A 24,293-nucleotide genomic window follows, 5' to 3' on the forward strand; every position below is an offset into this window, starting at 1 on the left:
TCCTTGGGTTGGTGGGGTGGGTTCAGCGGGTGCCGTCGCGGTGGAGGCGGGCGGCGACGTTGAACAGGTGGCGGCCGACGCGGATGCGTTTGCGGTCGCCGTGGCAGCGGCGGCAGGTCTTGCCCGGACGGACCCGTCCGCGGCGGTCCTTCTTGAGCTGGTAGCCGAAGCCGCGGCAGCGGCGGCAGTTGCCGAACGGCGAGACAGCACACAGCCCGATGTAACAGATAGTGACTATCGTCAGGCAGGCGATAGCGAGGGTGGGGAGGGTCATGAGCGGGCCTCCAGGGCGGTTTTCGAGGGTTTCCGCAGGTGGGCCGCTATCCGCTAGCGACCTGATCAGATGGGGTACGGGGTGCTAGCGGGGCCGCTAACGTTAGCGAGGGTTACTGCTAGCGATAGCGGCCCCGCGGGCTCATCCGGCGTCCCGGTTTCCGTCACGCTCCGCAACGGCGGTGACGATGTGGGCGCGTTCGATGCCGCGCCGGTTGACGACCTTGCCGTTGATCCGGCGCCCGATCTGGACCGTCTCGATCCCGTACGGCTTCAGCGCCGCGGTGAGCTGTTCGGCGGCCCACTCGCCGTAGACCTCCGGCCGCAGCTCAGCGAGCCGGGCCACCACGGTTTCGTTCCAGACCTTGGCTTCTTCGACCGGGACCACGCCGAGCAGATCCCGCAGCAGGTCATAGGCGGCCGAGGCGTCCGCCTCGGGCTCCTCGCCCAGCGCGTAGCCGGACAACAGGCCAGCGTCCTCGCGGGCCTTGCGGGCTCGCAGTGCGATGACCTCGGCGCCGACGCCATCGACGTAGACGGAGCCGACGATCCGGGCGTCGGAGCCTTCGCCGACGAAGTAGTGGATGCCCTTGTCGGCCCAGGAGAACATCGTGGCCCGCACCCCGCGCTTGTAGGCGGAGGTGCCCAGGACCATGTCGTTCTCCAACTGGCCCATGACCTTCAGGCACCAGCGGGCCGAGGCGTTGGCGGAGATGCCGGTGGGCAGGGCCTTGGCGTCGGGGCGCTGGGTGGCCAGCAGCAGCACGATCCCGGTGGCCGGGCCGCGCTTGACCAGGTCGGTGGCGATCTCCTCGAACTCGTCCTTGTACTTGGGGTGCTCGAAGAGGACTTGGCACTCGTCCACCCCGATCACGATCGGGTGCAGGCCGAGTTCCTTCTTGCTGGCCAGCTCGGAAGTCACCTTCGACTCCGGGCAGATGTCCCGCGGCAGGGAGCGGATCATCTTCGTGCGGCGCCGCAGCTCGTTGCGCAGCTCGCGGAAGTCGCGGATGGCGTACTCGATCGCTTCATCGTCGTCGCCTGCGGCGTGGCGGTGGGAGACGGCGTTGCCGACCGGGTCGAGGTCGCCGGTGCCCTTCATGTCGTAGGTGTGCAGCTCGGCCCGTGGGTCGAGTGCGGCGATGAGCAGCAGCAGGCGCAGCAGGAAGGTCTTGCCCATGCGGGGGATGGCGCCGATGATGCCCGCGATGTACATCAGCGTGACCTCGATCCAGCGTCCTCGCTGGTCGGTGCCGAACGGTACGGGCTTGAACAGGTCCACCGTCCCGGACTTGGCCAGCGGCCAGGCGGGCTTCTTGGCCTTGGACATGTCCTGGTCGCCGACCCACAGCACCAGGCGGCCGGTGTGCTCGTCGGGGACGGCCTCGGGCCACACGCAGCCCAGCGGCCGGCGAAGCCCCGAGGCCAGCTTGTCGCGCCGCTCGATCACATCGGTGACCGTCACCCCGTAGGGCAGGTCGCCCTCCGCGCGCCAGCCGGGGCCGTCGCGGGTGATGGGGGCGGTGAAGGCGAAGCCGTCCCGGCCCTTGGACTGCGCCTGGTTGATCGCCGGAATCCCCAGAGCACCCAACGCCCGCAGGACGATGTCGGAGGTGAGCTTGGGGGCCTTGGAGATCTCCACCGCGCGGTTGATGACCGGGGCGTCGGCGGCGCGGCCGGCGTAGCCGAGGGCCATCACCAGGGCACCGACCGAGAGGCTCTGGAGCCAGCCAGGCGCCAGAACGTAGATGGCCAGCGCCGCACCGATGCCCACGAACAGCGCCAACGTGGCGACCAGGGTGCGCAGGCGGACGCGGCCGTCGCGCTGGCGGGAGAGCTTGAGGTAGGTGGCAGCGTCCTCCTTGGCCACCATGGCCAGGCGGACCGGCTCGCCCTCGCGATCGGCCACCCACCGCATCGTCCCGCCCATGAACTTCGCAGCTCCGCGGGGCGACTGAAGAGCCAGCCGTGCAGCGTAGACCGGCGAGCGAAGGGCGTGGTATCCGACGGTGTGGCCGTAGTGGCCCGCGACCCAGGTGGCGGCGGTCTTCAGCTCGTTGGTGGACTTCAGCCATTCCGGGACGATCGGGCGGCGCTTGGCGCCCTTCAGTCGTCCGAGGTAGCCGGGGCCCTTGATGTTGGGGCCGTCCGCCAGCACCCGGGCGGCAGGGTCCCGTTCCTCGGGGTGCTCGGTGGTGGGCTCCGGGGCGGTCGGGGCGCCGGTGGTCTCGCGGGCGGTGCGGGCCTTGTTCAGGTCCACCACCTCGGCGCCCTGCTGGTGGGTGGCGTCGGCGGCCATGTCGGCTTCCAGCCGGTTGAACAGGTCGCGTTCGTCGTCGTGGTTCACTGCTGGTTCCTTCCGAATGCGGGAGGTGGAAGGGGCCCGGACGGCGCTTTGGCCGGCAGACGTCCGGGCCCCGGCTTTGTGCGGGCAGTGCTGGTCAGCGGTTGAGGACGTAGTCCAGGGCGGCGCGGGCCTCGGCGGGGGTGATCGCCTGGTCCCGGACCTGGCGGTAGTTGCCGTACATGGCGGTGGTCTTGGCGATGACCTGGCCGGGGGTGATGGGGCGCTTGCCGTCCCACTCCCAGTGGGCGATCTGGCTGGCGGCGTGGGTGGCCATGCGCATACGGGAGTCGGCCAGGCGCTTGGCCCGGCGGCGGGCGTTGTGCTTCTCGGTCGAGGTCTCGGTGCGGGGCACGGTCAGTCCTCCAACTCGTCGTAGTCGTATTCGCCAAGGCGAGCGGCGTCGGCCATGGCCTGGTGGTCCTCTGCGGCGTCCAGCAGCCACGAGCGGGTCGGCTCCACAGCGGTCTCCGCGGCCCAGCTCAGGGCCGCGGCTTCCTCGCTGTGCATGCGGATGGCGTCGGTGCGCTTCACAGGCGCTCCTACGGCTTGTCGGGCCCGGGGCGCAGCGGCCCCGGGCAGATGTGTGGCTAGAGGTCGAACAGGGAGGTGTCCTGGGCTGGTTCGCGGCTTTGGGTCTTGCGCGCCGCGCGGGCGGCGGCGGTGTGGCAGTCCGGACACCAGGCCCGCAGATCCCGAGCCCCGAGCCGGGCCGCGGCCAGGGACGGGGTGGTCGGATCGGTGGGGGCCGCGATGAGGTGAATCGGGCTGCGGTGCTTGCTCGCGTGCCGGCCGTGCCCACGTACGCACCGGCCCTCGCCCTTGAGGTGTGGGGTGCCGCACTGGCCGGTGCACTGGCACCGCCAGCCGGCCGTCACCATCACCGGCCGCCACAGGTTGGCGAAGGCGATCGGCTCGCTCATGCCGCCCGTCCTCGGCGCTCGGCCTGGACCGCGTCGCGCAGCCGCACGGCGTAGTCCTGGGCGCAGCCGATGGTTTCGCGGACCTTGCGGGCAGAGAGCTTGTCGACGCCGCCGAGGAGGTCGGCGAGCTTGCGGACCTTGTCCAGATCGGCCGCCGCGAGCGGCTTCTCGGGGGTCTTGGGAGCGGTGCGTGAAGGTGCCTGCTTCCCTTTACGCCCAAGGGTTGTACGGCCTTCAGCGGCTTTCCCCGGAGCGGTGCGAACGCCGCCGCCGGCGTCCCCTCGCGGCCCGGTTTCTGGACCGCCCTCGGATGCGCCGCCGGTCGGTCCGTCGTCACCGGGAGCGGTGGGGAACAGTTCGGCGAGAAGCATCTCGACGGCCGTTGCTTCCGGGGTCACTCCGGCTTCTGCGAGGACGGTCTCGACGGACTTCACCGCCGCCACGCGGTCCGCGAGGACGTCGGCGGTGGCGGCGAGCGGGGCGCCGGTGACGTCGAACCAGGCTTCGGCCCATGCCTTCTCGCGGTCGAGGGAGTCGTAGGGGTGGGCGGTGAGGATGGCGGTGTAGCGCTTCCACACCTTGTGGAAGCGGATGCGGCGCTTGCGGTCGTGCCAGGTGCGAGCCCGTGCTTCGCGGCGCTCGGCCCGGGTCCGGCCCGCCTTACCTCCATGGCGGCCAAAGCCCCGCAGTTCCCAGTAGAAGACACCGCCCAGGCTGGCCGCGGCCAGGACGAAGGCGAGCCAGTTGTGCGGTGTCGTGGGGGCGTGGGAGAAGTTGATGGCGCCGGCGATGGAGGCCGTGCCCCACATGGCGGCGCGGAACCGGCCGGTGGGACGACCCTCGCGCTTGGCCCGTTCACCGGCGACGGTGGCCACCCACGCCCCGGCCTCCAGCATCACCGACAGCGCGACCGCGATGGCGCCGGGCAGGCCGGGGACCGCGGCCAGGGCGGAGATCTGGAAGTAGACGGCCGGGGCGATGGAGCAGGCCATCACCACCAGCGCCGCGATCGTGTCGCCCTCGGTCTTGGCCTTGGCGACCAGCGCGGCGCGCGTCTGTTTGCGGGCGACCTTGCGCTTCTCGGCGTCCTGCCGAGCCTCGGTCTTGGCGCGGCGGGCGCGTTCTTCGCGCTCGGTGCGTTCCTTGCGGCGGTCCTCGGCCTGCTGCTGCCGGTCGAGGCGGTCCTGTTCCCGCTCGCTGGCGCGGTCGGCGCGACGCTCTGCGTAGAAGCTCACCGGACACCCCCCGTCGGGGTGGCGGTGCCGGGGCGGCCGGCGCGGCGGCCGTTGAGGGTAGGCAGTGCGGGGTCGGCGTCGGTGGCGATGAACCAGCCGGCGCCCGTCTGCTTGGCCGCGTACATGGCTTCGTCGGCCCGCCGCATCAGCCGCTCCAGCGGCGGCACGGGCACCTGACCGACCATGATGGCGCCGATCGAAGCCCCGACCGACACCCGCCGGCCGTCGAAGGTGAACGGTTCGCACAGCGATTCGTGCAGTCCAGCCAGTTCGAAGGGCAGATCAGCGGGGTGCTGGATCGGCAGGGCGAGAGCGAACTCGTCTCCGCCCAGCCGGGCCGCACAGCCACCCAGGACGGTCGCGGTCGTGGCGAGCGAGCGGGCCACGGTGGTCAGGGCCGCGTCGCCGGCCGCGTGGCCGTGATGGTCGTTGAGGGCTTTGAAGCCGTCAAGGTCGATGACCAGCACCGCCGTGCCGGGCGCGAGCAGACGCGGCGCCTGTGCCTCGAAGACGGCGCGGGTCGGCAGGTCGGTCAGCGGGTCCCGGCGGGCCGCTGCGATCCGGCGGCGCCACACGATGTTGTGGACGGCCCAGCCGATGGCCAGGGGGGCGGCGGACAGCGCCGCGATCGTGGTGCTCATGCCGCCACCTCCGCACCAGCGGAACGGCGTGCGCGACGAGTGCGGCGCAGCGGGGCGACGGCGGCCAGGGCGTCGGCGTAGAGGGTGTCCCAGGCGGCGCCTTCGTCGCCGGCCTCGGCCTGCTCCCTCAGGTCCGCGAGCACGTCACGGGCCGCGTCCAAGCGGGCCTGGTGCTCATCGGGCGTCTCGGGCTCCAGCGGGCCGCGGAAGAGGTCGCGGTCGACGCCGAGGGGGAACTCGTCGAAGCCGAAGGCCAGTTCCTCGAACTCGGCCCGGCCGACGAACTCGTGGTGATCGATGTACGAGCGCATTGAAGGCTCTTCTCCTGTGTCGAAGGGACGTGAGCCGGGGCGATCGCGGTCTTGTGGTGAGAGGCGACCGCCCCGGGCAAGTGCGTGGTGTGGTCAGCGAGTGAGGACGCGTCCGCTGACGCTGTGGGCGTCCTTGCGGACACCGGGACCGCCGGTGACGCGCACATAGCCCGAGACGCTGCGGGCGCTGACGGTCCCGGTGGCGTCCTCCGTGGCATGCAAGGTCACGGCGCCGGAGGTGGTGTTCAGTCGGGCGTCGTGGCCGTAGTAGACGTCGATGTCGATGCGGCCGGAGACGGAGCGGGCGTTGACCCGCTCGGTAACGCGGTCGGCGAGGATGGCGCCGGAGGTGGTGTCCGCGGTCAGGCGGCGGACGCGGTCGGCGTCCAGGGCGCCGGAGACGGAGCGGAACTCCAACTCCTCAAGGGCGCCAGAGATGAAAGTGTCGGCGGAGGTGGAGACCACGGCGAGGGACGAGCCAGGCGGCAGGGTCACCATGGCCTCGATCGGGCTGACTCGCTCCATCGTGCTGCTGCCGCCGGTGACGATCCGGCCGTTGACGATGGTCACGCCCGTGACCGAGCCGTAGACGGTGCCCATGCTCTGGAAGATCTGGTTGCCGCGGATGGTCTGGGTCATCACGTTGCCCGGAAGTTCCGGGACCCGCACGGTGATGGCCTGGCCGACCTGGCCGAGGTGGGCCCGGTTGATGGCCTCGACGACCTTGCCGGTCGTGTCGTCCGTCCGCAGCAGCACGCTGGCGTGCTTGGCGGTGGCATCGACCTGGACGTGGACGCTGCCCATCGGCAGGTCCAGACCGAGGACGACGGGGCCTGCGGTCTGCGAGGTGAAGGTGCGCTCAGTCATGTTCGGTTCTCTCCTGGTGAGTTGAGGCGATCAGACGGTGGCGATCAGGACGGACGCGATCAGAAGCCACAGGTGGTGGAAGCTCTGGTCCAGCGCGTAGGCACCGGTGCCCAGGTGGCCGGCGGGCTTGCCGTCGGCGGTGACCGGGTGCGCGGGGTGATTCGCGGTGCCGAGGTTGTAGAACTCGGTCTTGTCGGTGACCTTGGCCAGCCATGCGAGGGTGCTGCGGCGGTCAGCCCACCAGTGCGTCACCGCGTCAACTCCCAGCCCCAGAACCAGGCCCAGCACGGACAGGTGCAGGCCCAGGAGTGCGGCGACGGGGAGGAGTAAGGCGACCTTGGTGGCGGTCAGGGTGGCCACGTGGCGGGCGTCGGCCAGGCGGCCGGCCCAGCCGGGGCGGCCCTTGGTGGCCGACTGGTGCGAGGTCTGAACCCAGTGATCACCCACGCTGTGAGCGACGTACAGGGTGGCGAAGACAGCTGCGAACGTGGCAGCAGCGGACATCAAAGCTCCTTGAAGCACGGGAAAAGAGCCGGGGCCGCGGTCCGAGTGGTGGTGAGATGCGGCCCCGGCACGGGACGGGAGATTCGGGAGGGCTACTTGCTGCCGCGCCAGGCCCCGCCGGCGGCGTTGCCGTGCGAGCGGGCGTGCCCGGACTGCTCACGGGCCGCAGCCCGGTTCTCCGGGCTGTTGTGGGCGCGGTAGTCCTCGCGGGCCTGAGCCTGAAGCTCCTGAACCTCGCTGCTCTGTGCTTCGCTGCGGGAGCGGAATATGCTCACCTTCGATCCTTTCTCGGATCACAGGGCACGCCCGATAGCTGCCAGGCGGAGGGCGTGCCCTGCTTCGTGTCATGGCCTTGGAACCCACTGGCGTGGCTCCCTGCAACCCCGTCCGTACGGCACAAAGCACGCCGGACGGACGGAGGAGGCAACCAGCCGCCGCGCAAAGGGCGGCGGGGGCAGGTAGAGCACAGCTTCACCGGTGCGCCGTTGCCACGGGCACCGGTCCCGAGCCGGATTCGGGTGCGTCATCGTCGCTGCTCTGACGCCAGCAGGGCGGCGCATACCAGGTGGCAATCAAGGGGTTGACCTCCAGAAATGAAGGGTTGATCCCCAGGGCTGTTCTCCAGAGCTGATACGCGGGGCAGGACAGGTTCGCCCGCCACGAAGTGACCGCCGGCGGCCATCACCCGGGCCGTTACGGGGACGGGGAGCACTCCCCATCGCTTGGTTGCACTCTGTGGAGTTGTGAAAGAACGACCGCTCCCCTCAGAGCCGCTTTCGCGGCACCTCCGGCGCGGATGCGAGACATGTAATACCTGTCTCGCATCACCTGTCAAGCGGCCCTGGTTGGGCCTGTTCTCTCTTGGTATGCCTACAGATTGACGGCGGATCGGCAGACGCCCCACCGCCCCCATGGACGACTTGGGGCCGTCTCGCTAGGGTCGAAGACGTCCCAAGACGTCCCTTGGGGGAGGGCGCATGGCAAATGAACGTCTCCGCGCGGCTCTCATCGAGCGCGGACTCACCGTGGAAGAAGCCGCAGAACGGCTGGGGGTAGCCCCCAAGACCGTGGAGCGCTGGATCACTCCAGGGCGCAAGCCCTACCGCCGGTTCCAGCACGCACTCGCCTCGCTGGTCAGGTACGAGGTCTCGTACCTGTGGCCCGACGAGCGCACCGCCTCGGAAGTCGTGGCCACCGGCAGCGCGGAGTTGGTGAAGCTCTATCCGCACCGGAATGTGGTACCGAACGACCTTTGGCCTGCCCTCTATTCGAAGGCCAGCCAGCACTTCGACGTACTGGTCTACTCAGGCTTCTGGCTCACCGAGGACCCGGCGTTCCTGCGCATCGTGAAAGAGAAGGCGTCGGCCGGCGTCCCGATACGGTTCATGCTCGGTGACCCGGACAGCCCGGCCGTCGCCGTCCGCGGCGATGACGAAGGCATCGGCCCCGCCATGGCCGCGAAGATTCGCAATGCGCTGTCCAACTACGGACGCGCAGGCATATTCGGCTTACCCAAAGTTGAGTTCCGACTTCACGACACCACGCTCTACAACTCGCTCTACCGAGCGGACAACGACCTTCTCGTTAACGGTCACGTCTACGGCGTCGGCGCCTACTTGGCCCCGGTCCTGCACCTTCAACGCGTCCCCGGTGGCGAGCTGGTCGATACGTACACCGAGAGCATCGAGCGCGTCTGGCAAAGCGCCCGCCCGATCTCAGCACCAACCGATTGCGCAGGTATCAACGCATGAGCCGCACCGACTACTACCGCGACCCCGACGCCCCTCAGGCCAACTCCGTTGTGCCATCGGTCACTGCGGTGGTCCGAAACACCGACGGTCACCTACTGCTCATCCACAAGACCGACAACAACCTCTGGGCACTTCCCGGCGGGGGCCACGACATCGGCGAGGCCATCTCTCAGACAGTCATACGGGAGGTGGAGGAGGAGACGGGCATCACCGTGGCCGTGGAAGACATCATCGGCCTCTACACCGATCCGCAGCACGTCATGGCGTACGACGACGGCGAGGTCCGCCAGCAGTTCTCGATCTGCTTCCACGCCCGGCCAGTCGGCGGCACGCTGCGCACCAGCTCTGAATCGAAAGAGGTCCGCTGGGTTTCCCCAACGGACCTCGACAAGCTGGAAATTCATCCGTCGATGCGACTCCGGATCGAGCACGGCCTGGACGACTCCCGCACCGCGCCCTACATCGGCTGACCGACTGCCCCCGCTTCGTGGAGCCGCCCCTCCACACGCTGCACCGCCGCATGGATCTCGGGGGCCGCTCGCTGGATGAAACGACCCACGATGGTGTCCGGCCCGTACCGGTTAACGATCTCCGCCACCCGGGCCGCGGAGGACGTGCACCCACCGTCGGGGGTCGTCGTCATGTCACAGAACAGGAGCGCATCGACCAGCTCCGGCCGCTCCAACTCGAACTCCGTCTCCAGCTCCTCACGGAGCCCCCGCTCCTCAGCCTCCAGCAGTGCGCAGGAGTGATGCGCAACGAGCCGGACGACTCGTTCGTCGACGGCTTCCTGGTCCCGCAGGAAACGGGCGCCATCCAGTGGGTGGAAGCCTGTGGAGGCGATCCGAGGCGAGTAACCGATGTCGTGCAAAACCGCCGCGGCCTCCATGAGCACGGCATCGTCACCCAGGATCGGCTGGAGGGATCGGGCACGCTCGGCCACACCGAGAGAGTGCGACCAGCGACGCGGCAGCGGCTCGGACAGCAGCGATTCGGCAAGGCCATAGGCCCGATCTGTGAAGTTCATGATTACCAAGGCTACGGGGCCGCCTGCTCGGCCGGGAGGGCGCGAACCCGCCGCCGGCGACTCTCCCCCATCTCGATAAGCCCCTGTCCCTCCAACTGTGCGATGGCGGAACGCACAGCCGTGCGGGATACACCGAACCGCTCGCACAGTTCACTCTCGGAGGGGAAGACGTCACCCACCTTGGCCTCGTCGGCTCGGAGCAGGTCCGTGACCTTCTCGACGAGCGGTCGGCGATCGCCGGTCCCGGTCACGTACCAGCCAGCGCCCTGGACGGATTCGATGACGCCCTCAGCCTTGAGCGACTTGAGCGCCCGACCGATCGTCGTACGTCCCACACCATAGGTGCGCATCAGCTCGGCCTCGGAGGGGAGCGCCTCCGTGATCTTCCCCTTATCGATCTCCCGACGCAGAGACTCCGAGATCTGCAAGTACGTACCTCGCGGACTGGCCTGCGGCACAGGGCCTCCCTTCGTTCACCTCGGCGCGTTCCTTGCGATCGCGGGCGCCAAGTCAAGCTTCGCACGCCCTCGAACTCCGCTGAGTAGTCAGCCTTCCGTACGAGTTCAAGGCGGCTCGCTCCGCTCACCGCGCACAGGCCCGGCCCCCGTCCGGGCCTGTGCTCCTGTCTCCGCCCCGCTCCAGCCCGGCCAGCGCCCGTCCGCGCACTCAACGATCAGCCGCTTGCGGCCAGAGAATGGGTACGCCCCGGCCGGGGCGGTCGGCTCCACGGCTTTAGACAGCCACTTTGGGGCAAGCCTCTAAGATCATGGCCCCAACGTCGTCCTTTACCGGGCAGGTCCACTACCTGCCCGACGCTCCGCAAGCTTACGGGGCTATGTTCACTCGCCCCAAAGCCGCTCCGCCGACCTGTGCATCATTCGCCTGCCACTATGCGCATCGAAAATCAACCGTCAGCAAGCGGGATGTTTCTCCGCATTGCGAGATCCCGCTTCGCTTTCATCGCAAGATGATCCCGCACCAATAAATGGCGAAACTCGAATGATCCAAGCCTGGGTACCAATATGGATGACCTCCGAAGGGACTCAAGGGTCTTGAAGTACCTTCGCGGCAGCAGGTCATTCCGAATCATAATTGCTATGCATAGATACCTTCGAATTAGGTCCGCTCCGCCGTTCCGCAGAGCCGCAAGTAGCCCGATGGGAACCGCGAAAAAAATGGTATTAATCCCTGGCTGAAAAAGGAGTGCATTCTTGAGCGCAGGGTACAACGCATACATTGACAGGCTTGCAGAGGCATAAAACCCGCCCCCAACAAGCAAGCCGACAATGATAGCCGACCTGCGCACGCTTGCCAATTCTTCACCGGGATGAAACGGCATGCGCGATTTCTCTGCACGTTTTGATGATCGAATCATACGCATCGGCGGAACCATCATCGAGATCGGAAAGCCAAGTACGACGAGGGGGCCAATTACTGGGTTACTCGCGAATGGCTGCAAGAGGAATGCTACCGCTCCTTGGGCAAGGAATAGCGTGGCGGTTTGCCTCAAAAATGTAGTGACGCTCCTTCTCGCCTCTGTAGTGCGAGCAACGGGTGCCAGTCGGATCTCCGTTTTAGCCATCTTGCCTGCTAGAAAGCCGAAGGAGAGTGGAGTGATCCAGGTCAAAGCAAAATATACGGTCTGAATGTTGGAGTCGACAGCCAGGGCCGTCATGACCAATCTAACCAAAATTGTCGGGATGACGACTGCGAGAAAGCAGCTCCAAAAAGCAGCTCGCGCTAGGTTGCGTTCAAGTTCTACAGGAAAGTATTCGACTGGTGCTCGATCCGGGAAAAAGGAAACGAGCTTTCTGGACCTGAGCGCCTGAGCAATACGCGCCAGCCACGCTGTATCTATGGACTCATTGTGGGCAAGGCCTGCACGCTGCTCGCAGTGCTCAACGTACTCTTGGAGCAAGGATGCTTCCATGTTGCGCGATTCGAGTAAGCGAATCTTGTCGGCTTCGCGATAAGTGATCAGCGCTAACCGCAAGAACAGTGGGTTCTGCAGCAGGGAGCGGAGTCGGCGACTGGCACGAATCGCCTCCTGGAGCTGAGCAAAGTCCGCCCCCAAGGAATCAAGCGAGTACGCCAATGACTTAGTTTCAATTGGTCGTACGTCAATCGAACCTCGCAGTTGCAGTAACTTTTTCGTGTCTTCGTACTCCCTTTTCCTGCAGGTGATGACCACCTCAAGATTTGGGTACTGCGACAGGAATTTATTGAGCGCAATGATACATTCGCGGCGGCGGCGGATATCGAGCTCGTCAAGCCCATCAATAAAAAGCGATAATTCGCCATCCGTGAACCAATGGTTTAAGTGCTGCTCATGCACGCCGTATTGGCGACTCAGTAATTCGATTACCCAATCCCGTGTCTCCTGCCGCGAGCCAGGCCACGCCGATAAATGGAGATAGAAGGGGATTGGTTCGTGTGTTTTTTCCTGCGCTTTCGCTATGGAGTGTCGCATGATCCGACGCAGGATGTATGTTTTCCCGGCCCCCGGCTCCCCAATTATTAATAGGCGACCTAGGGATGAATCAAATGCCTGGGCAGCGTCGGCTCCTGAAATTTCGCGCCCATTGAGTGCGTCAGGGAGTGTTGCGACTTCCCTGCGGGGGTGGGCCACATATCTGACGCCGTGCCTTACCGGTACGGGGAACTCAAGGCCGTCGTCGCCAGACCACAGCTCTTCCTCGGAAAGAAGCCTCGGCAGCAGTTTGTTCAGGAGGCGTTGTCGTACCTTATCGGTTCGACTTTCACGCCACATGCTCGGAATATTGGTGGCTAGATTGCGGATCTTGATATCGCGTCCGGCGGCGAAGTGTCCAGAAATTTCAATATCGCCGAAGACGGTTTTCGGCGCACCCGATTTACGCTCAACGCGCAGGCGGCTCCATAGCCTGAACCCCGATCCACCGGCTTGATTCCGGAGTGATCGTTTCGGTGGGTTCGGGTCCTTGAGGTTGGTTGATCCGGTGGAGGGTGTGGGGTGTCCGCTGGTCTGCCCAGCTTTTCCACATGTCCACAGGTGTCGGGCCCTCGCGGGCGGGTCGGATGGGGCGTCAGGCCGCTTGGGGTGGGGCGTGCACGGCGGCGAAGAGATTGTCGAACGCCTCCTTCCAGGGCCAGTGTTCGGGCAGGTGCAGCGTCAGCTTGCGGGCTGAACGCGCCAGCCGGGCCGGGGCGTTGATCAGGTGGTCGCGCAGGGTGGTGGTGGTCGCCTTGGCGTGGAAGGTGCCGGCCAGGGTGCCCGCGGCGCGGGTCAGGTTGAAGGCGCAGGCGGCCAGCGCCAGCCAGGCGGCGTTCGCCTGGAAGTCGCCGGAGGGTGCGTGCGCGAACGGCCCGCCCTTGACATCGGCGATCACCTGCTCGACGACAGCGTGCCGCCGGTGATCGGCTTCGGCCTCCACAAGCGGCAGCGGGGAGTCGGTAAACGCGGCGTGGTAGCGGTAGAGCGTGAACAGCTCACCCTGGCCCTGCGGGGCCGCGTCCGGGTTGAGGCGCTTGACACGGCGGACGATGAGACGGGCGGTGACCTGCTGCTTCTTCGGTTTCGAGGTGAACGCGGTGTAGGTGACCTCAGCGATCTCGGCGTCCGAGATCCAGCACTGCTCCTCCTGGTCCCACACCGCCTTCGGGTACTTGATCGGCCTCCAGGCGTCCTCGTCGATCGTCGCGATCGCCTTCTTGACGGAGGCGTTCATCCGCACCGTGATGGAGAACTTCGCGCCCAGGGACCGGCAGGCGGCGATCACCTCGGCGGCGTAGAACGCGGAATCCGCCCGCAGTACCACCAGACCACCGGCGCCGCAGGCCCTCGCAGCGCGGATCGCCTCAGCGGCGAACGAAGCCGCACCACGCACCGAGTTGGTCGCGCCCTTGCGCAGCCTGCTGGCCGCGATCACCGGGGCGGCCATCGGCGTGGAGACTACTGCCAGCAGCGCGTTGAGCCCCTTGACCTTGTTGTAGCCGTAACCGGTGCCCTGCTTCGCGTAGCCGTAGGTGCGCTTGATGGTGTCGTCCAGGTCGACGTAGGCCACCGTGTCGATGCCGAGCAGCAGCGGGGTGTGCGCGGCCAGTTCGGGCAGGAACCGCCGTGCCACCGCGTGCAGTTGCTTCACATGCCCGTGAGTGAAGGACCGCAGGAAGCTGCCCAGCGTCGAGGGCGCACGCACCCCGCCGAAGAGCTTCCCCATCGCACCGTGCCGCAACCGGTCCATGTCATCGATGCTGTCCGCCCCGGCCACCATCCCGGCGATCAGCGTCATCAGCTTCGCCGCGGCGAACGCACCGGTGCCGTCCCGGTTCTTCGGCAGCCGGATCAACTGCCCGGCCAGCCGAGGCAACCCGCACCGCTCCGCCAGGCGCACCACCGGGGCCAGCCCACCGTACGCGACCAGATTCGGATCATCGAACCGTGCGGAAACCCTCGCCGTGCTGTGAGAAGATCGCATCCCGGAAGTGCCTTGTCGATCGTGCGTGGTGGAAGCCTCAAGAACTCCCATCATCGCAGGTCACAAGGCACTTCCTCGTTCCCGGCCCCCGCCCGCCTCGATCACCGACCGGTGGATCGGGGCTGAACATAGTGCCACCCGTTAGCGATCAAATCGGATATCGCGACCTGCGACGTACTTTCCCTTAAGGGTCACATTGCCATGGACTGTGCCAGCACCTTCGATCGAGTTCTTCTCGTGTGCGCCGAGAAGTCGTGTCAACTCTTCGACGTCTCCGGGATTTTGTCGCAGCGCTTCCAGGATCACAGAGGATAGTTCTCGTTCGTTCAATTCCGTGACTGATTGGCTATGGCTCCGCGATGCGATGAAAGATCGAAGGCGTTCAAGCCAGGCCCGCCCTGCCGCATCGGTAGCTGCTGCCGCCTGAGTAGACATGCTTGTTACGTAAGCAGCTGCTGCCGCGTCAGCGAGTTGCACGAGATCCAACCTAACCCCCCGGGCGTTAGTTCTTAGCCGTGTCACTCTGCCACAACTGAGCAATCGCGGGAGGGGTTTTGGGCAACTTCCCCTCATCGGGGAGGTGACTCCGTCAGCTCCACATGCAAGCATCGTGAAGGCCATCATGGTGCTGGCCGCCACCCGCTTAGAGCGAGCCTGATAGACGGTCGGCCATGATGGCCAGGCCATCGCTGGGCTGTCTGGCTACCCGGCGCGGCTGGTTGATGGCGACCGCAAGCGTCGCTCCAGGGGCGTCTGCATGCTCGACCACCACGCACTTCCATCATGAGGCAGCTCCCCGTCGAATACGTGTCGAAGTTGCTCTGGCGTGGAGGGGTCACCGCGAGAAAACCTCAGGTCAACAAGGTGCACACGAGGAACAACGCAAGTCTCTTCTAAGGACGCTGACGGTTCGCCGCAGACGCTCGGTCGACGCCCCGCCCTGCTGTCAGTGGGATGACGTAGCCTCCCGGCACCGGCATCTCAACACACGATCGCCACCTGGGGGCCCCATGCGTGCCTGGCTTCTCGCCTGCAATCCGGATGTATTCGACTTGGACTCGTTCCGCCGGGACGGTCAGGAGCTCCGGTCCTGGAGCGTCGTGCGACACAGAAGGGAGATGGCCGAAGGGGATCGCTTCGTCATGTGGCTGACGGGGCCCCAAGGCGGTCTCATCGGGCGAGGACGCTTGACGGGTTCTCCCACGCAGCAGCCGTCGTCACCAGACAAGTACTGGCGCACAGATCCGGGCACTCGTTGGTACGCCCCTCTCACCATCGATGAGTGGCTTGAGCGACCGGTCCCGCGTAGCCAGTTCACCTCAGACGCACGGTTCGCTGGAACCACGACGCTACGCACGCTCTTTGCGGGGAACCCGCACCGACTCAACGACGCCCAGTGGCAGGCATTCGATGATGCCTTCATGTTGCCCCAGGCTGGGGACGAACCCAAGTGGACGTTGCAGCCGGGCGATACCGTCCTGCGCAAGGAGCTTCACGACCGGTATGGCGGTAGCCGGCAAGGTGGTATCAGCAAGTGCGCGAAGTCTTCGAACGTTCTCATCTTCACTGACCCACGCACCGGTCATCAGCATGGGTACTTCGACGAGTGGGCGGAAGACGGCACCTTCCACTACACGGGAGATGGCCAGAAGGGCGATCAAGACTTCACGAGCACCGGGAACGCAGCAATTCGTGATCACCTACGGAATGGCCTTGCTCTACGACTCTTTGAAGGCTCTCGCGGGACCATCCGCTACGTCGGCGAGTTCGTAGTCGATCCTGTGACCCCGTACTCATATGACCGCGCCCCCGGGACTGGAGGCGGCGGAATGCGACAAGTCATTCGCTTCCACCTCGTGCCGGTGGGTGCCAGCTCTCAGCCGGCTACCGTCCCGGTCGGCAGCGACTACCGAAAGGCGGACGAGTCAGTCGAGCCGGCAGCCGCACAACCGGGCATCCCTGACTCGGACCTCACTGGAAGGAACCTTAGGGCCCATCGCCGGCTCCAGAACGACCTGGCAGCTGCCGCTACTGCAAGGGGCTTGACCGTTCTCTCGCCCAGTGCCGCTGATCCCGACTTTGACCTTGCGTGGCGTGGCCTCAATGAAGATCTCGCCGTATGCGAGGTCAAGTCTCTGACGCGGGTCAATGAGACGCGTCAACTGCGCGCTGGCATAGGTCAGCTACTCGACTACCACGACCGGCTTCGCGACCGGGCGGCCCGAGTGCGGGCCATTCTGTGGGTGGAGCACGAACCTACCGAGTCTCGATGGCTCCAACTGTGCGAGCGTGTCGGGATCGAACTGGCCTGGCCTGGTCGGGAGGATGACGTCCTGGGGTAGGCACTTGGCCGCGGCCGTCTTTCATGAGCCCACAGGACGTGTCCCACCTGTCCGACTGTCCGGTTGAGGCTCGCACCTGCGGAAATGGGCCGGACACCTTCAAAGGGACGGTGTCCGAGTGTCCGAGTGAATGCTGGAACATTGGGGGCGCCCCATGTTGCAGCCCTCGCCGTGGTGGACCTCCGCGCCGCAGTCGCCCGCGGCGTCGCCGGGCCTACAACCATCGGTACTAAGAAGGGCGTCCTTCTTGCTCTTCACCCATCGCAGGGGCCGTCTGTGGGCCGTGAAGGGGTAGCCCACAGCGACCATTAACGACCAACGACGACCGCTCCCCCGCAGGTCAGAGAGCCGTGGCGACGCGGGCTCGCAGGTGGCGGACCCGGCACATCAGTTCTTCGACATTTAAGAGGCGGCGCCCGGCGACCTGGGCGTAAGTCTGGAATACCAGCTGTGACCTGCGGAAACTCTTCTCGTGAGTTCTCGTGGGTCACAGCTGTTTTCCGCCCCCTTGTGCACCGTGTGTGCACCGCCTGGCCGATTCCCTGATGCGATGTCAGGTCGACCAGTGAGGGCCGCTACCCGGATCCGGGTAGCGGCCCTCACTGGTTTGGCGGCGCTTCGACCCCTTGCAGATCAGCTAACCAGGCCGGCGGATGTCCTCGCGAATCGTCGCCTTCTTGGTCTCCAAGTAATCGGCCGGGTCGGTGACCTGCGGCGATGGCTGCTGTAGGTCGCTGACCTGGCCTTTCGCTGATTGCTGGCGACGGGGTGCGACGGTCCTGATCGGGTGTCTTGCGGACTGTGTGCGGACTGGAGGGTGTGCCTGCTGGGGGCACGTCTGCGAACGGCGAGGCATGCGGGGGGGGCGGCTATTCGGCCACGCCCGCGCAGCAGCTGTCGCCGGTCAGGCCGGCGTTCGGGTCGGCGCTCTTGCCGAGCGTGTCGGCGTCGGCCTTGACGACGTATACCTCCCATGGTTCCTTGCCGGGGCCGTGGACCCAGACCTTGTCCTGGAGGGCGTAGCAGCAGGAGGTGTCGTTCTCCTCGAAGGTGGCCAGGCCGGCGTCCTTGAGGCGGCGGGTCGCGGCGGTGACCTGCTCTGCGGAGTCGACTTCCACGCCAAGGTGGTCGAGGCGGGTCTCCTGCCCGGGTTCGCCCTGGATCAGGACGAGCTTCAGGGGTGGCTCGGTGATGGCGAAGTTGGCGTAGCCCTCGCGGAGCTTGGCTGGTTCGGTGCCGAAGAGCTTCGCGTAGAAGGTGATCGACGCCTCCAGGTCGCTGACGCGCAGGGCGAGCTGGGCACGGGACACGGCATGCCTCCGAACGGATTGCATTGAAGTCTTTCGATGCAAGGTTGCGCGTTGAATCGAAGAACGTCAACATAGACGCATGTCGAATCAAGAGCTTGAGGCGCTCGGCCAGGACGGCGCGGTCGACGTCTGCTGTCCGGGGCTGCTGGCGGCCCCCCTCGACGAGGGGCAGGCCGTGGAGCTGGCGAAGGTGTTCAAGGCGCTGGGCGACCCGGTCCGGCTGCGGCTGCTGTCGATGATCGCCTCCAGGGCCGGCGGTGAGGTCTGTGTCTGCGACCTCACCCCCGCCTTCGACCTCTCCCAGCCGACGATCTCCCACCACCTCAAGCTGCTGCGGCAGGCCGGCCTGATCGACTGCGAGCGGCGCGGCACGTGGGTCTACTACTGGCTGCTGCCGGAGATGACCGACCGCCTCGCCGGCATCCTCACCCGCCCCGCGGGCGGGCCGTTGCCCGTTCGCACTGAGGCCGCAGGGGGCTGCTCGTGAGCGCCGCCGCACCCGAGCCGGGGGTGGCCGGCCGCCTGTCGTTCCTCGACCGCTACCTCGCAGTGTGGATCCTGGCCGCAATGGCGGTCGGGCTGGGCCTGGGCCGCTCGGTCCCGGGCCTCGGGGACGCGCTGGCCAAGTTCACCGTCACCGGTGTCTCGCTGCCGATCGCGCTCGGCCTGCTGGTGATGATGTATCCGGTCCTGGCCAAGGTCCGCTACGACCGCCTCGACACCGTCACCCGCGACCGCCGCCTGCTTCTGCCGTCTCTGCTGCTGAACTGGATCGTCGGCCCGGCCGTGATGTTCGCGCTGGCCTGGCTGTTCCTGCCGGACCTGCCCGAGTACCGCACCGGATTGATCATCGTGGGCCTGGCCCGCTGCATCGCCATGGTCGTCATCTGGAACGACCTGGCCTGCGGCGACCGCGAAGCCGCCGCCGTCCTGGTAGCCCTGAACTCGGTCTTCCAGGTGATCGCCTTCTCGGCCCTCGGCTGGTTCTACCTCTCCGTCCTTCCCGGCTGGCTCGGCCTGGAACAGGCCGGACTCAACGTCCCCGTGTGGGAGATCGCCCGCAGCGTCCTGATCTTCCTCGGCATCCCCCTGGCCGCCGGCTACCTCACCCGCCGCCTCGGCGAACGCGCCAAGGGCCGCACATGGTACGAGTCCACACTCCTGCCGAAGATCGGCCCGTTCGCCCTCTACGGGCTGCTGTTCACGATCGTCGTCCTTTTCGCCCTGCAAGGCGACGCCATCACCTCCCGCCCCCTGGACGTCGCCCGCATCGCCCTGCCGCTGCTGGTCTACTTCGCCGTCATGTGGGCCGGCTCCATGGCCCTCGGGCGAGCGGCCGACCTGGACTACCCACGAGCCACAACGCTCGCGTTCACCGCCGCGGGCAACAACTTCGAGCTGGCCATCGCCGTCGCCATCGCCACCTTCGGCGCCCCCTCCGGACAAGCCCTCGCCGGCGTCGTCGGCCCCCTCATCGAGGTACCGGTCCTCATCGGCCTCGTCTACGTCGCCCTGTGGGTACGCCGCTTCTACACCTCCCCCCTCGCCACGCCGCAGGAGGAGAGCACCCGTGTCTGACATCGCCGTTCTGCCGTCCGTACTGTTCGTCTGCGTCCACAACGCCGGCCGCTCCCAGATGGCCGCGGCCTTCCTCACCCAGCTCGCGGGCGACCGCGTCGAGGTGCGCTCGGCCGGCTCCGCCCCCGCCGACACTGTCAACCCTGCCGTCGTGCAAGCGATGTCCGAGGTCGGCATCGACATCTCCGCCGAAGTGCCCAAAGTGCTTACCACCGAAGCCGTCCGGGCATCCGACGTCGTGATCACGATGGGCTGCGGGGACACCTGCCCCGTCTTCCCGGGCAAGCGATACCTCGACTGGCAACTCCCTGACCCCGCCGGACAGGGCGCCGACGCCATCCGCCCCATCCGCGACGAGATCGAACAGCGCATCCGCCAACTGATTGCCGAGATCCCCTGACCGTCCAGGGCTGTCACCCCTAAGCTCGACGCTCGAACGACGCGCACAGGGGGACGGTTGTCGTACTGCGAACGCCATGAACTGCACCACTGCGCTGACTGCGCGCCTGATGGCGGTGTGCGGCGTACCGGCTATCGCTCTGGCGAAGGCGAGTCGAAATGGGCGGGCTGGCCAAAGGGCGCGATCATCATTCACCACGAGGGCAAAGCGCACCTACCCGGGTGTGCCCATCTGAGCGACAGTGTCATCCAGGCACCGAAGTTCGGCTGGGTGACCGCTCCCGCTCCAGGCGCCTGGCAGCACCTGTCGGCTTCCGAACCTCTCCGGCCGACCGAGGGCAATACCGGCCTCGCCGGGATCAGCCGTTGCGAAACGTGCGACGCCACGCAGTAGGCCAGTGCCATCCGTGGCTGCAACCGAGGACTGAAGAAACTCGCCCCGGAGAAATCAGTCGGCCGATCCTGGCAGTGCTCAGCCCAGATAGGTCTTCTGCCACTCGATCGACGACATGTTGAGCGCTGCCTCGGCGAGGGCCTGCGCCGAGGCGGTCTTGAGATTGGCGACGCTGGTGTCGATCCAGTTCTGGACGTTGGTGCAGCCCTGTTCGCGGTATTCGACGGCCTGGACGAGGCATTCGAGCTTGTCGGCGTCGTGGGCGACGACGACTTCGAGGGAGTCGCCGTTCTCGTACTCCTCGACGACGCGCTTCACGCCCGCTGCAACGGCGGGGTGGGCGGCGGAGACCTGGTCGGCGGTGACCTTCTCGTTGGAGGCGGCTTCGACGTAGCGGCGGCCGATGTGGGGGATGTCGCCGACGCGGGTCTCCTGGGTGTCGTGGAAGAGACACATCAGGGCGACCTTGGCGGGGTCGGCGCCTTCCATCATTGCCAGGACGGCGCCGATGATGCCGACGCGGAAGCTGTGTTCGGCGATGCTCTCGGGGTCCTTGACGCCGGCGATCCACCAGCCGGTGCGTTTGGCCCGCTTGAGCATGCCCATCTCCAGGAGGTACCCCGCCGTGCCCCGTGCGTTGGTCGTCTCGTCCGCCATGGTGCCCTCCGGTGTCAGTGCTGCAGATCGCGTAGAACGTAGTGCGCGGCGCCCAGTTCGCGCCGGGATCGTGGGGAGATCACGCCAACGTCGAGTATCCGCGCCACCCGGCCGGCAAGGGAGTGGGCGAGTGCTGGTGATGCCTGCGGGAGCCATGGGTGCCCGGTGAACAGTGCCCACAGGGAATGGGCGTACAGGTCGACGTAGCCGGGCGACTCGACGAAGCCGCGGGCGAGGCCGCGTAGGAGGGTGACCGGGTCCCAGCCGGTCAGGGCACGGTCGGCCATGAAGTGATCGTTGGCCTGTGGTTCGCGCAGGGCGCCCATCCAGTACGCCCAGTAGTTGAGGTTGGCGGCCTCGGCCGCGTCGTCGTCGGCCATGGCCCGGTCGATGAAGTCCAGGAGCGGGACCGGGTCGCCGCGGCGGGCAAGGGCCGCCGCAGTGGAACGAGCCTCGGCCCACCGCGGGGAACCACCCTGGATGGAGGTGATCCCTCAGCGAGCGTGAAGGGCGTGCGCAGCCCAGGAGTTGGCTTCGGGGCTGCGGTCGTAGGAGGTGAGGTAGAGCGCCTGGCGGCGGAGCAACGCGCGGCTATCCCCGCCGTCGGCCGTGTCGACGGCTTCCCGGAGGTTCGCGAAGAAGCTGGTGCGGTCCTGGGCTCCCATCAAGGGCGCTGGGGCCACGGGGCCACGGCGGGAGGGGCTCCGGCCACGTAATGCTGGTGGCGGGGTGCCGTTCACTGCCCAGGCGATCATGTGGGCGGTGTCGCGGGTGTGGACCCACTCGGCGAGGGGGTGCAGGGCGGGGTCCTTGGGCGGGGCGAGGGCGGCACCGATGATCCGGTCGGCGTCCATGGCGGCGTCCAGCAGACCCAGGGCGGTGTGGTCGGCGCCGAGGGCCAGCAGCCGGCGCTTGAGGTCGAGGAAGGCGCCGGCCTTCATGTTGGCCAGCGGGCGGCGACCGGACTCGCGACCCTGCACCGTGCCGAGGTCGACGCCGAGGGCTTCGGCCGGCGCCGACGCGGCCTGGTGGATCGCTCACCACTCCTCCGACCGCGCGTTCCAACAGCATGCGCTCAACCTGCTCGAAGAGGCTGTCGCGGCGGGCGAAGCCACCCGCAGACAAATGGCGTTCTTGACCGACCGCTGCCGCGTCATGGCCGACCGCCCTCAGCTCTATGGCACCCAGTTCAGCTACCACCAGACCAACCTCCAGCCCTTCGAGGTCGAGGACCCCGACCACCTCGACGCCCGCCGCGCCGAGATGGACCTCGAACCATTCGCTGCCTTCGAGCAGTTGGTCCGCTCCCTCACACCACGGCCTGTCCCCATGGAAGATCCCACGGAAGGATCGGAACAGTGACGACAACCACCGAGGTCACCACCGCCGAGACGGCCACCACCCGGCTTCTGTGGCTGGACCTCACGCGGAAGTGCCAACTCATGTGCGCGCACTGCTACAACGCGTCGGGCCCGAACGGCACTCACGGAACCATGACCCGCGAGGACTGGATCAGTGTCCTGGACCAGGCTGCCGTTCACGGCGTCCGCGACGTCCAGTTCATCGGCGGAGAGCCCACGCTGCACCCGGACTTCGCGGCCCTGGTGGACCATGCCCTGGCCATCGGCCTGAACGTCGAGGTCTACAGCAACCTGGTGCACATCCCGGACGACTGCTGGAAGGCGTTACAGCGCAAGGGAGTCACCCTCGCCACCTCCTACTACTCGGACGACGCCGCGCAGCACAACGCTCTGACCGGCCGCCGGACCCATGCAGTGGTGAGTCTGAGAAGCTGTTGTCTTTTCGCGCTTGAGGACGGCGTTTTCGCTGGTCGGGCATAGCAGTGGCGGTCCGGTGGGAGTGGTGGCGTGTCGTGTCATTGCTCCTTGGGAGGTTGTGGATGCCGTCGGTCGTCGGACTGCTGGAACAGCAAGAGGCCGCCGCTCGCCGTCGAGTCGACGGGCTGCGTGAGGAGGCCGACCGCATCCAGGCCGAACTCGCCGCGGCCGAAGTGGAATGGCAGGAGTGGGTGATCGCTCGCAGGCGGGTCGATACGGTGCTGGCTCCGGATGGCGGCAGCATCGCCGGCATGGAGGTCACCCCGGATCCACAGAATGCGGACGCGCCGCCGACGCCCCGGGATGCGGCGAAGGCAAAGTCGCAGGTGCCGGTGTGGCACCAAGGGCTGGCCTGGTCGGCGCTGTCCGTGGACTACCAGCGCATCCTGCAGACTCTCACGGACCGGCACCGGCTCGGCCAAGGGCCGCTGACCTGCCAGGAGATGACCCAAGCGTTCGGCATGGACGTGGTGCCGGCGCGGGTGGAGGCACTACGGTCGAAGGCGAAACGCCTGGTCGCGCGCGGCTGGCTGGCCGAGCCGGCGCCGGGCCGCTTCACCCTCGCGCAGGGCGTGGCCTCGCCAGGCGACGGGTCATGAGCAGGATCATCGACCAGTAGACCATCGCCTCGGCGCTGGTGGTGCGCCGCTCGAAGTCGCGCACCAGGCGGCGGGTGCGCATCAGGTGGGCGAAGAGGCGCTCGACGATCCACCGCTTGGGCAACACCACGAAGCCACGCATGTCATCGCTGCGCTTGACGATCGCCAGCACCAGGGCCAGCGCGGCCAGGCAGTACTCGACGAGGCTGCCGGTGTAGCCGCCGTCAGCCCAGACCAGGGCCAGCCGGTGGTGCGCGGCGGTCACCTGCTCAAGCAGCACCTGGGCGGCGGCGCGGTCGCCGGTGTCCGCGGCGGTGACCATCACGCCGAGCACAAGCCCGAGCGTGTCGACCACGACGTGCCGCTTGCGCCCGTTGATCAGCTTCCCGCCGTCAAAGCCGCGACTGTCCGAGCCGACGACAGCGTCCGCCTTGACCGACTGCGAGTCGATCACCCCGGCGGTCGGCTCGGCATCCCGGCCCAATGTCTCGCGCAGGCGATCCCGCAGCCGGTCGTGGAACTCCGTGACCAGCACGTGGTCGCGCCAGCGACGGAAGAACGCATACACACGGTCCCACGGCGGGAAGTCGGCCGGCATCGCGCGCCACTTGATGCCGTTGTCCACGAGATAGCGAACCGCGTCCAGCATCGTCCTATGACAGTACGCCTCTGGCCGACCGCCCCGGCCACGCATCCAGCCCGGCACCGGCAGCAGTGGCCGGATGGCCGCCCACTCCGCGTCCGTCATGTCCGTCGGATACCGGCGCCGCCGCTCGGATCGGTCAGCCGCGTTGCCGTACACGTGCGCGAGGCAATCACACGACAGAGCAGCCGAGTTGGACT

At 67.1% G+C, this 24,293-nt stretch carries 29 protein-coding genes and 1 pseudogene; 9 read left to right on the forward strand and 21 right to left on the reverse strand.

Features of this window, described 5'->3' with window-relative positions; translation table 11 throughout:
• Nucleotides 1–22 precede the first annotated feature (22 nt).
• The 11 genes from ACO0M4_RS38655 to ACO0M4_RS38705 form a co-directional block, all read right to left on the reverse strand.
• A complete protein-coding gene (locus tag ACO0M4_RS38655; protein ID WP_430375816.1) occupies nucleotides 23–274 on the reverse strand; it encodes a hypothetical protein in 252 nt (83 codons plus the stop codon).
• Nucleotides 275–415: 141 nt separating this feature from the next.
• Entirely contained in the window at nucleotides 416–2,620 is a 2,205-nt protein-coding gene (locus ACO0M4_RS38660) for a cell division protein FtsK (protein WP_430375817.1), read from the reverse strand.
• 94 nt (nucleotides 2,621–2,714) lie between these two features.
• The gene (locus ACO0M4_RS38665; RefSeq protein ID WP_430375818.1) at nucleotides 2,715–2,972 is read right to left on the reverse strand and encodes a hypothetical protein; all 258 of its coding nucleotides are present in this window, start codon (nucleotides 2,970–2,972) and stop codon (nucleotides 2,715–2,717) included.
• A gap of 2 nt (nucleotides 2,973–2,974) precedes the next feature.
• Nucleotides 2,975–3,151 (reverse strand): hypothetical protein, encoded by a 177-nt coding sequence (locus ACO0M4_RS38670; RefSeq protein WP_430375819.1) that lies wholly within the window; start codon nucleotides 3,149–3,151, stop codon nucleotides 2,975–2,977.
• A 56-nt stretch (nucleotides 3,152–3,207) separates the two neighbouring features.
• Nucleotides 3,208–3,540 (reverse strand): hypothetical protein, encoded by a 333-nt coding sequence (locus ACO0M4_RS38675; RefSeq protein ID WP_430375820.1) that lies wholly within the window; start codon nucleotides 3,538–3,540, stop codon nucleotides 3,208–3,210.
• On the reverse strand, nucleotides 3,537–4,775 hold the full coding sequence (locus ACO0M4_RS38680; RefSeq protein ID WP_430375821.1) for a DUF2637 domain-containing protein: 1,239 nt from the start codon (nucleotides 4,773–4,775) through the stop codon (nucleotides 3,537–3,539). The genes ACO0M4_RS38675 and ACO0M4_RS38680 overlap by 4 nt, the downstream gene beginning before the upstream one ends.
• Nucleotides 4,772–5,416 (reverse strand): GGDEF domain-containing protein, encoded by a 645-nt coding sequence (locus ACO0M4_RS38685; RefSeq protein WP_430375822.1) that lies wholly within the window; start codon nucleotides 5,414–5,416, stop codon nucleotides 4,772–4,774. Before ACO0M4_RS38685 ends, ACO0M4_RS38680 begins: the two co-directional genes overlap by 4 nt.
• On the reverse strand, nucleotides 5,413–5,727 hold the full coding sequence (locus ACO0M4_RS38690; protein ID WP_430375823.1) for a hypothetical protein: 315 nt from the start codon (nucleotides 5,725–5,727) through the stop codon (nucleotides 5,413–5,415). Before ACO0M4_RS38690 ends, ACO0M4_RS38685 begins: the two co-directional genes overlap by 4 nt.
• A gap of 93 nt (nucleotides 5,728–5,820) precedes the next feature.
• Entirely contained in the window at nucleotides 5,821–6,594 is a 774-nt protein-coding gene (locus ACO0M4_RS38695; protein ID WP_430375824.1) for a DUF4097 family beta strand repeat-containing protein, read from the reverse strand.
• Between the two features lie 30 nt (nucleotides 6,595–6,624).
• Nucleotides 6,625–7,098 (reverse strand): transcriptional regulator, encoded by a 474-nt coding sequence (locus tag ACO0M4_RS38700; protein WP_430375825.1) that lies wholly within the window; start codon nucleotides 7,096–7,098, stop codon nucleotides 6,625–6,627.
• A gap of 92 nt (nucleotides 7,099–7,190) precedes the next feature.
• Nucleotides 7,191–7,373 carry a hypothetical protein gene (locus ACO0M4_RS38705; RefSeq protein ID WP_430375826.1) on the reverse strand — a complete coding sequence of 61 codons (183 nt, stop codon included), beginning with the start codon at nucleotides 7,371–7,373 and terminating at the stop codon, nucleotides 7,191–7,193.
• A gap of 702 nt (nucleotides 7,374–8,075) precedes the next feature.
• Between ACO0M4_RS38705 and ACO0M4_RS38710 the strand changes: the two genes are divergently transcribed.
• Together ACO0M4_RS38710 and ACO0M4_RS38715 are read left to right on the forward strand one after the other, a co-directional pair.
• A complete protein-coding gene (locus ACO0M4_RS38710; RefSeq protein WP_430375827.1) occupies nucleotides 8,076–8,849 on the forward strand; it encodes a helix-turn-helix transcriptional regulator in 774 nt (257 codons plus the stop codon).
• A complete protein-coding gene (locus tag ACO0M4_RS38715) occupies nucleotides 8,846–9,319 on the forward strand; it encodes an NUDIX hydrolase (RefSeq protein ID WP_430375828.1) in 474 nt (157 codons plus the stop codon). The genes ACO0M4_RS38710 and ACO0M4_RS38715 overlap by 4 nt, the downstream gene beginning before the upstream one ends.
• On the opposite strand, the gene ACO0M4_RS38720 is transcribed toward ACO0M4_RS38715, so the two are convergent.
• From ACO0M4_RS38720 to ACO0M4_RS38735, 4 genes are all read right to left on the reverse strand, one after another.
• Complete coding sequence (locus ACO0M4_RS38720) at nucleotides 9,307–9,876, reverse strand: HD domain-containing protein (RefSeq protein WP_430375829.1); 570 nt, start codon at nucleotides 9,874–9,876, stop codon at nucleotides 9,307–9,309. The two genes, ACO0M4_RS38715 and ACO0M4_RS38720, sit on opposite strands and share 13 nt — an antisense overlap.
• Nucleotides 9,877–9,887: 11 nt before the next feature.
• On the reverse strand, nucleotides 9,888–10,334 hold the full coding sequence (locus ACO0M4_RS38725; protein WP_430375830.1) for a GntR family transcriptional regulator: 447 nt from the start codon (nucleotides 10,332–10,334) through the stop codon (nucleotides 9,888–9,890).
• Nucleotides 10,335–10,780: 446 nt separating this feature from the next.
• Nucleotides 10,781–12,646: an NACHT domain-containing protein gene (locus ACO0M4_RS38730; RefSeq protein WP_430375831.1), complete on the reverse strand. Its 1,866-nt coding sequence runs from the start codon at nucleotides 12,644–12,646 to the stop codon at nucleotides 10,781–10,783.
• 295 nt (nucleotides 12,647–12,941) lie between these two features.
• On the reverse strand, nucleotides 12,942–14,333 hold the full coding sequence (locus tag ACO0M4_RS38735) for an IS1380 family transposase (RefSeq protein WP_430371067.1): 1,392 nt from the start codon (nucleotides 14,331–14,333) through the stop codon (nucleotides 12,942–12,944).
• Nucleotides 14,334–15,343: 1,010 nt separating this feature from the next.
• On the opposite strand from ACO0M4_RS38735, the pseudogene ACO0M4_RS38740 reads away from it, so the two are divergent.
• Nucleotides 15,344–15,631 (forward strand): annotated as a pseudogene (locus ACO0M4_RS38740) (EVE domain-containing protein); the annotation flags it as partial.
• Between the two features lie 51 nt (nucleotides 15,632–15,682).
• Here ACO0M4_RS38740 and ACO0M4_RS38745 read toward each other — a convergent pair.
• Together ACO0M4_RS38745 and ACO0M4_RS38750 are read right to left on the reverse strand one after the other, a co-directional pair.
• Nucleotides 15,683–15,994, reverse strand: a complete 312-nt coding sequence (locus tag ACO0M4_RS38745; RefSeq protein ID WP_430376076.1) for a hypothetical protein — start codon at nucleotides 15,992–15,994, stop codon at nucleotides 15,683–15,685.
• A 1,550-nt stretch (nucleotides 15,995–17,544) separates the two neighbouring features.
• The gene (locus ACO0M4_RS38750; protein WP_430375832.1) at nucleotides 17,545–17,985 is read right to left on the reverse strand and encodes an ArsI/CadI family heavy metal resistance metalloenzyme; all 441 of its coding nucleotides are present in this window, start codon (nucleotides 17,983–17,985) and stop codon (nucleotides 17,545–17,547) included.
• Nucleotides 17,986–18,064: 79 nt separating this feature from the next.
• Between ACO0M4_RS38750 and ACO0M4_RS38755 the strand changes: the two genes are divergently transcribed.
• The 3 genes from ACO0M4_RS38755 to ACO0M4_RS38765 are packed head-to-tail and all read left to right on the forward strand — an operon-like array spanning nucleotide 18,065 to nucleotide 19,963.
• On the forward strand, nucleotides 18,065–18,472 hold the full coding sequence (locus ACO0M4_RS38755) for an ArsR/SmtB family transcription factor (RefSeq protein WP_430375833.1): 408 nt from the start codon (nucleotides 18,065–18,067) through the stop codon (nucleotides 18,470–18,472).
• Nucleotides 18,469–19,563, forward strand: a complete 1,095-nt coding sequence (gene arsB / locus ACO0M4_RS38760; protein ID WP_430375834.1) for an ACR3 family arsenite efflux transporter — start codon at nucleotides 18,469–18,471, stop codon at nucleotides 19,561–19,563. The genes ACO0M4_RS38755 and arsB overlap by 4 nt, the downstream gene beginning before the upstream one ends.
• Nucleotides 19,556–19,963, forward strand: a complete 408-nt coding sequence (locus ACO0M4_RS38765) for an arsenate reductase ArsC (protein ID WP_430375835.1) — start codon at nucleotides 19,556–19,558, stop codon at nucleotides 19,961–19,963. The genes arsB and ACO0M4_RS38765 overlap by 8 nt, the downstream gene beginning before the upstream one ends.
• Nucleotides 19,964–20,434: 471 nt before the next feature.
• Here ACO0M4_RS38765 and ACO0M4_RS38770 read toward each other — a convergent pair whose 3' ends face one another.
• The 3 genes from ACO0M4_RS38770 to ACO0M4_RS38780 form a co-directional block, all read right to left on the reverse strand.
• The gene (locus ACO0M4_RS38770; protein WP_430375836.1) at nucleotides 20,435–21,013 is read right to left on the reverse strand and encodes an HD domain-containing protein; all 579 of its coding nucleotides are present in this window, start codon (nucleotides 21,011–21,013) and stop codon (nucleotides 20,435–20,437) included.
• Between the two features lie 14 nt (nucleotides 21,014–21,027).
• A complete protein-coding gene (locus ACO0M4_RS38775) occupies nucleotides 21,028–21,393 on the reverse strand; it encodes a hypothetical protein (protein WP_430375837.1) in 366 nt (121 codons plus the stop codon).
• A gap of 114 nt (nucleotides 21,394–21,507) precedes the next feature.
• A complete protein-coding gene (locus ACO0M4_RS38780; protein WP_430375838.1) occupies nucleotides 21,508–21,993 on the reverse strand; it encodes a hypothetical protein in 486 nt (161 codons plus the stop codon).
• Between the two features lies 1 nt (nucleotide 21,994).
• Here ACO0M4_RS38780 and ACO0M4_RS38785 point away from each other — a divergent pair, with 1 nt between their 5' ends.
• Genes ACO0M4_RS38785 through ACO0M4_RS38795 form a run of 3 tightly spaced genes read left to right on the forward strand, consistent with a single transcriptional unit; the run spans nucleotide 21,995 to nucleotide 23,450 of the window.
• The gene (locus ACO0M4_RS38785) at nucleotides 21,995–22,375 is read left to right on the forward strand and encodes a DUF6624 domain-containing protein (protein WP_430375839.1); all 381 of its coding nucleotides are present in this window, start codon (nucleotides 21,995–21,997) and stop codon (nucleotides 22,373–22,375) included.
• A complete protein-coding gene (locus ACO0M4_RS38790; protein ID WP_430375840.1) occupies nucleotides 22,372–22,854 on the forward strand; it encodes a radical SAM protein in 483 nt (160 codons plus the stop codon). Before ACO0M4_RS38785 ends, ACO0M4_RS38790 begins: the two co-directional genes overlap by 4 nt.
• 59 nt (nucleotides 22,855–22,913) lie before the next feature.
• Nucleotides 22,914–23,450, forward strand: coding sequence for a hypothetical protein (locus tag ACO0M4_RS38795; protein ID WP_430369027.1), 537 nt, complete (start codon nucleotides 22,914–22,916; stop codon nucleotides 23,448–23,450).
• Here ACO0M4_RS38795 and ACO0M4_RS38800 read toward each other — a convergent pair.
• Nucleotides 23,407–24,198 carry an IS5 family transposase gene (locus ACO0M4_RS38800; RefSeq protein WP_430369028.1) on the reverse strand — a complete coding sequence of 264 codons (792 nt, stop codon included), beginning with the start codon at nucleotides 24,196–24,198 and terminating at the stop codon, nucleotides 23,407–23,409. The genes ACO0M4_RS38795 and ACO0M4_RS38800 overlap by 44 nt on opposite strands.
• Nucleotides 24,199–24,293: the final 95 nt, after the last annotated feature.

It is taken from the genome of Streptomyces sp. RGM 3693 (assembly GCF_050471125.1).
GTDB lineage: Bacteria > Actinomycetota > Actinomycetes > Streptomycetales > Streptomycetaceae > Streptomyces.